This is a genomic window from Rhodococcus sp. (in: high G+C Gram-positive bacteria) (genome assembly GCF_049286785.1).
Taxonomy (GTDB): domain Bacteria; phylum Actinomycetota; class Actinomycetes; order Mycobacteriales; family Mycobacteriaceae; genus Rhodococcus_F.
The window spans coordinates 1-5,515 of record NZ_JBAQEO010000570.1 but is presented as its reverse complement, the minus strand read 5'-3'; the positions used below and the strand labels follow the sequence as shown (position 1 = coordinate 5,515).

3 protein-coding genes and 2 pseudogenes are annotated in these 5,515 nt (G+C 66.9%); 4 read left to right on the top strand and 1 reads right to left on the bottom strand.

Going from position 1 to position 5,515, the window contains the following annotated elements:
* Positions 1–305 (bottom strand): annotated as a pseudogene (locus WAW17_RS20630) (DDE-type integrase/transposase/recombinase); the annotation flags it as partial.
* Between the two features lie 107 nt (positions 306–412).
* Between WAW17_RS20630 and WAW17_RS20625 the strand changes: the two are divergent.
* The 4 genes and pseudogenes from WAW17_RS20625 to WAW17_RS20610 all read left to right on the top strand — a co-directional run.
* Entirely contained in the window at positions 413–1,570 is a 1,158-nt protein-coding gene (locus tag WAW17_RS20625; RefSeq protein WP_422334777.1) for a tyrosine-type recombinase/integrase, read from the top strand.
* Between the two features lie 212 nt (positions 1,571–1,782).
* A pseudogene (locus tag WAW17_RS20620) lies at positions 1,783–2,800 on the top strand (tyrosine-type recombinase/integrase).
* Entirely contained in the window at positions 2,800–3,135 is a 336-nt protein-coding gene (locus tag WAW17_RS20615; RefSeq protein WP_422334776.1) for a helix-turn-helix domain-containing protein, read from the top strand. Before WAW17_RS20620 ends, WAW17_RS20615 begins: the two are co-directional and overlap by 1 nt.
* On the top strand, positions 3,132–5,515 hold a 2,384-nt coding region (locus WAW17_RS20610), incomplete at its 3' end, for a hypothetical protein (protein WP_422334775.1). The genes WAW17_RS20615 and WAW17_RS20610, both read left to right, overlap by 4 nt.

Here is a 5,515-nt window from a genome sequence, read left to right as displayed (position 1 = left end):
ACCGCCGAGCGGTAGCAGGCCCCGTTGTCGGTGACCACACGGGTGAACCGGGCGATGCCGTGGGCGGCGAAGAACGCCTTCGCGCGGTTGATGAAACCGACTGCCGTAACACCCTTCTCGTCCGGTAGGGCTTCGGTATAGGCCAGGCGGGAGAACCCGTCGACGATCGAATGCAGGTAGACGTAGCCGGTGCGGGTACCGCGTTTCTTGCCACGATCGACGGTCTTGGCGTGTTCGCTGCCCCGGCCGTGGATGCGCCAGCCGCCGCCGTCGGGTATCCGGCCGACTTTCTTGATGTCGACGTGTCCGTTGACCGGACTACGGGTAGACACTCCGATCAGGTTGGCGGTTGTTGATCGCGCGGGTTGGTAGACCTTCACCGTTGCCGTGAAGTCCTGTGGTGAGGAGGTGGGTGCCCGTGTTTGACGAGGTGGAGCGGGATGTCTGGACGATTCAGTTGCCTCGGTGGGGTCGTGTCGTCGAAGTCGACGATGCGGTGCCGTGGGTGGTGGTCGACGGGGACGGCAAGGTCGTCGAGCCGATTCGACGGTTCCTGCTGGATTTCGTTGCGCGAGCCAACCGCGCAGGATCCGTGCGCAGTTACGCGTTTGTGCTATTGCGCTGGTGGCGGTGGCTGATCGCGGTTGAGGTTCCCTGGGACAAGGCGACCCCGGCGGAGGCCCGCGACCTCGTGCTGTGGCTGGGACACACCACCAAGCAGCGCCGATTGAAGCGCACTGCATCGGCCACCACGGCGGGAACGGTCAATCCCGTGACCCGCAAGCGGCATCTCGACGACCACTATCAGCCGCGGACCATCCGCCACAACAACGCGGTGGTGCGTAGCTTCTACGAGTTCTGGATGGACCAGGGCGAAGGCCCGCTGATCAACCCGGTGCGACTTGACCGGATGCGTGGTCGGCGCGCGAACGCGCACCGCAATCCATTGGAACCGTTTCGACCTGAAGGACGTGTCCGCTACAACCCGAAACCACCCAAACCTGCTCCGCGGGCCATGCCGGACCAGCGCTGGCAGGAGTTGTTCGCCAACCTTCGGTCTAACCGCGATCGTGCCTTGTTGAGCATCGCGATCAGCAACGGCGCCCGGGCCGCCGAGTTGCTGGGATTACGCAACGTCGACCTGGACTGGGGCGAACAACTCGTCCGCGTCCACCGGAAAGGCAGCGGATCCCCGCAGTGGCTGCCGGCGAGCACCGAGGCCTTCGTGTGGCTGCGGCTCTACCTGCATGATCTCGGGGATCCAGCGGAACCCGAGGACCCATTGTGGTGGACGTTGCGCTGCCGCGATCGTGGCGACGGTCTGCGGCGCCGTCCGATGACCTACGAGGCCCTGCGCGCCGTGTTTCGTCGCGTCAACCACGTTCTGGACGCGAACTGGAGCATGCACGACTTACGTCATACCGCTGCGATCCGGATGTCGCGATCGGACACCCTTTCGCTGAGAGATGTGCAGACGATCCTCGGCCACGCCCACATGTCGACGACCGGTGACATCTACCTGAACCCTCGGGAATTGCATCAGACGGGCGATAATCTGCTGGTGGCCTGATGGGAAGCAGGGTGAGAATACCGTAGCGGTGACGGGAGAATGCCTGTTGGCCAGCCGGTTTGCCCTAACTAGCCCGTCTGATGCATGATTCTCGCACTGTTCGGTGGCGTGAGGAGTGTGGGTTGCGGCAGGTCGATCTCGCTGGGGCGGCTCGTCTGGAGCTGGTGTCCGGGGTGGCGCAGTTGCGCCCGCAGGATGCGATGGCAGAGGGAATGTTTCGTGGGTGGCGGGCCCAGCAGGCTGCCCGCGGGCTGCGCGAGGAAACGATCACGGCCCGGGAGAAGTTGGTTCGGCGGTTCATGGAGTTCGTCAATGACTATCCGTGGCAGTGGACCCCGACGCACATCGATGAGTGGTCGCGGTGGCTGACCAGCGAAAAGCACCTGGCGTCGTCGACGATTCGGGGCTACCAGTGCGGGTTGCGGTTGTTCAGCGAGTATCTGGTCGACGGCCGATACGGGTGGGCTGTCGCGTGCGAGGAAGCGTTCGGCACCCATCCGGTGGCGATCTGCCACGAGTGGAACACGATCGCTCATCTCAACGACTACGAGGGCCGGCCGGAGGCGCGCCCGTTCACCCGGGAGGAGATGCAGCGGTTCCTGGACTATGCCGACGATCAGGTCGAGCGCGCGGTGCGCGCGAAACGCAAAGGGGCCCTTGCTGCTTACCGTGATGCGACGATTTTTAAGGTTATATACGGGGGGGGGCCTCCGCCGCTCCGAGACGGCGAAGTTGGATCTGGTGGACTTCGGTCGCAACCCGGCGGCGCCGCAGTTCGGCCGTTACGGCACACTCAACGTTCGCTACGGGAAGGCGAAACGGGGCCAGCCGCGGCGGCGGCGGAACGTGCTGTCGGTGATGGATTGGGCGGTGGAAGCCGTGGTCGACTACGTCGAGAACGTCCGGCCCCGGTTCGGCTGCCCGGATCATCCGGCGCTCTGGGTGACCGAGCGGGGCGGGCGGATCAAGCCCGCGGAGATCAACGCCCGGTTCGTCGCCTACCGGGATGCGCTCAAGCTCCCGAAGGCGCTGGTCGTGCACAGCGCCCGGCACTCCTACGTCACCCACCTCACCGAGGATGGCGCCGACCGTCGATTCATCCAATCGCAGGTCGGGCATGAAAGCGACAGTTCGACGGCCATTTATACCCACGTCAGCACCGACTACATGAACACCATGCTGCAGAAGGCGCTGGCGCCCGTACTGGCCCCGTCAGAGAAGGACCGATGATGCCCGCCAAACTCGATTACCACTGGCACCTGCGCAAGGTCATGGCCGACCGCGGCATGTTCCAGACCACCGACCTGATCGAACCGCTGGACAAACGTGGCATCACCTTGTCCTCGAGCCAGGTCTATCGGCTCGTGGTCGAACGGCCCGAACGGATGAGCCTGAAAATCCTGATGGCGCTGCTGGACATCTTCGACTGCACCATGGACGACCTGATCGAACCGGCCGTTGCCGCCGAAGCCACCACGCGCGGCAAGAGGGCTGTCGGCGCCGAGGCCGGTATCGGGGACCTACGCCCCCGGCGGGCGCGGATCCGCGGCGTCGAGCTGCCGTGACGGCACCTGACCACGGTCGCGTGATCTCGGACCCCGTCGGGTTCGTCACGGACCTGGTGCTGGCGGTCGATGGTCGGCTGACAGCGGACCAGGTCCGGGCCGTTGTCGCCGGAGTCGCTGGCGGGCGGGCGAAGTCGCGGCGGCTGGCGGCCTTTCTCGCCGAGCGCTCGGTGACCTTGACCGACGGTCGTTCCCCGGCGCCCCGGGTGATCGGGGATCTGCTGATCGCTCTGCGGGAGGCGGGCGCGGAGGTTTCTCCGCCGGTCTGCGCTGGCTGCGGCAAACCGATGCGGACCCTGCAGCGGCGCGGTCAGGACTGGTACTGCGGGTCCTGCGGCATCCGGCCCCTGACCTGCGCGGCCTGCGGCCAACAGCGTCATGCCGCGACCCGGGACCGCACCGGGCAGCCCCGCTGCGCCCGATGCCCCGACCGCGACGACCGCGATCCGATCGGCGTCATACACAGTGTGATCGCACGGTTGGACCCGGACGTCGACCGGGACCTCATCGCCGTCGCGGTCGGCAAGCTCGCCTCCCGGCCGTCCCATCAGCGCGGGATCGGCTGGGCACTGGAAGCTCAACCCGAACTGCTCACCGGCGCTGGGCACCTCGCGCCCGTCCGGGTGATTCTTCCGTTGATCGAGGCCCTTCACGCCGCGGGCGTCGCCGGGATCGTCCGACCGGCATGCCCCCGCTGCCGCCGAGTCGTCCGGATCGACAAACCCCTCGACGGACAACGCGTCTGCCGCACCTGCATCGCCCACAGCCGTGTCGAGGAATGTGTCCGCTGCGGCGCCCACCGCGAGCCCGCGACCCGGGACGAACAGGGCCGGCCGCTCTGCCCGAACTGCCTGGTCACCGACCCCGACAATCTCGAAGACTGCCTCAACTGCGGGCGCCGCCGCTCGGTCAGTCTCCGCACGCCGGAGGGCCCGATCTGCGGAACCTGTCCGCCCCTGCCGACCGCTGTCTGTTCGATCTGCGGCGAAGAAAAGCCCTGCGGCACCTCCCGAATCACCGGACGACCGTGGTGTCCTGTTTGTCAGGGGCGCACGGCACGGTGTTGTTCCTGCGGCCGGACCACGGCCATCGTCTCAGGAACCCTGGACCAGCCACGCTGCGCGGACTGCACCACCCCTGCCGTCTGGCATGACTGCCCCACCTGCAGTGACCCCGCCCACCCGCATCCCGGGCAATGCCCCCGCTGCCTGATCAACCAGGGCCTCAACGAGATCCTGGGCGCGTCCTCGGCGTCTCTGCATCCCGGGCTGCAAGCGCTGCGGAACAACATCGCGACCGCCGAGCACCCGATCACCGCGATGCGATGGCTGAGGAAGAAGTCCGTCGCACCCGTCCTGGCCGACCTCGCCGCCGGTCGGCGGGCGCTGACCCACGAAGAACTCGACGAACTGCCCGACAGCCAGGCTCTCGCTCACCTGCGGCAGGTCCTCGTCGGTGTCGGCGCCCTGCCCGAACGTGACGAGCACATGATCCGCGCCGAGAAGGTGCTCGGCCGCGTCGTGGCCGCCCAGACGGATCCCGAGCAGCGGAACGTGCTGCACCGCTACACAACCTGGCAACTCGTCCGCCGATTGCGGCAACGCAACAACGGCGCCGTCACCACGATCCAACAGTTCAACTCCGTCCGGCAGCGCACCTACGGAGCCGTCGCCTTCCTCGACTGGCTGACCGATCACCAACTCACCCTCGACACCTGTCAACAAGCAGACCTCGACCAATGGCTCACCGACGACACCGCAGCCAACCGCGGCTCCGCCGGGCACTTCATACGCTGGGCCCACAAGAACAAGCTGATCAGCGCCCGCGTCCCCGCACGCCGCTGGATGGGGCCCACCCGGCCGCTCGATGACCAACACCGATGGGACATCGCCCGCCGGCTGCTACACGACGACACGATCAAGGCCGAAGACCGGCTCGCGGGCCTGCTCGTGCTTCTCTACGCCCAAACCCTGGCAGCAATCTCGCGGATGACCATCGTCGACCTCGAGACCAGCAACGGCGCCGTCAGGCTGCACCTGGGCTCCTCACCGATCAATCTTCCCCACCCCGTCGACGAACTGGCACGGACCGTCGCCGAAAAACGCAAGGGGCACGCCACAATCGGTGCACTGACACCATCGCTCTGGCTGTTCCCAGGCGGGCAGCCCGGGCGGCCCATCAGCACCGGCCAACTCGTCGAACGACTGAACAAGCTCGGCATCCGGCCAGGCGCCGACCGCAGCACCGCCCTGTTCCAGCTCGCCACCGAGATCCCCGCAGCGATCCTGGCCCGCACCCTCGGCATCCACACCGACGTCGCAGTCGCATGGCAGCGACTCTCCGCCGGAGACTGGACCAACTACGCCGCCGAGATCAGCCG

What these genes read in the sequence shown, in the direction of transcription:
- WAW17_RS20615 (WP_422334776.1), top strand. Translation starts at nt 2,800, where the DNA reads ATGCCCGCCAAACTCGATTACCACTGGCACCTGCGCAAGGTCATGGCC.